Origin of the sequence: Haloferax sp. Atlit-6N (genome assembly GCF_003383195.1) — an archaeon.
GTDB classification, from domain to species: domain Archaea; phylum Halobacteriota; class Halobacteria; order Halobacteriales; family Haloferacaceae; genus Haloferax; species Haloferax gibbonsii.
In genome coordinates this window covers 1-642 of the sequence record NZ_QEQJ01000085.1, presented here as the reverse complement: position 1 = coordinate 642, position 642 = coordinate 1, and the positions used below count along the sequence as shown (strand labels likewise).

The following is a 642-nucleotide window of genomic DNA, read 5'->3' as shown; positions in this document are numbered from 1 at the left end:
CCGAGCAGTTGCTCTCCGCCATCCCGGTCGTCGAATCTCATGAGCAGGATCTTAAACCGGACGCGGTTGAGGTGAGCGGCGGGACGCCGGACCCGGCGAATCCACCGAGTGGCTGTCCGTTCAATCCACGCTGTCATCGTGCGTTCGACGCCTGCAACGCTGTGAACCCCGAACTCGTCGAGGTCGAACCCGGCCACCTGACGCGCTGCCTACACGACTCCGGCCCGAAACAGGACGACGTCGACGCTTATCTCGCCGGAGACCAGGCTGACAGGGAGGGAGTGGACGGCGACCGTGACTAACTTGCGCCGCTCGACGGTTACGGCGGCTGCCGGGCCGGCCATCAAGAGCGGAGCAACTGCGACCGAACAGAGACGCATCCGAACGACTAGCACCCACGACTCATGACACAACAGATCAACCGCATCGCCATCGACATCGGCGGCACGTTCACCGACCTCGCCGCCGTCGATGGCGGCACGCTCGAACTCGAAAAGACTTCAACTACACCGGCGAATTTCGCTGACGGCGTCCTGACCGCCGTCGAGAAGAGCGCCCTCGACCCAGCGTCTCTCGACCAGTTCGTCCACGGGACGACCGTCGTTATCAACGCGATCACCGAGCGAGCCGGTCAGGAAACGG

The 642-nt window shown here is 63.9% G+C and carries 2 protein-coding genes; both read left to right on the top strand.

Going from position 1 to position 642, the window contains the following annotated elements; genetic code table 11:
- Positions 1–302, top strand: a 302-nt coding sequence (locus DEQ92_RS21285; protein WP_342764756.1) for an oligopeptide/dipeptide ABC transporter ATP-binding protein, incomplete at its 5' end; no start/stop codon positions are given.
- Between the two features lie 102 nt (positions 303–404).
- A partial coding sequence (locus DEQ92_RS21280; RefSeq protein ID WP_304999709.1) for a hydantoinase/oxoprolinase N-terminal domain-containing protein occupies positions 405–642 on the top strand: 238 nt, incomplete at its 3' end.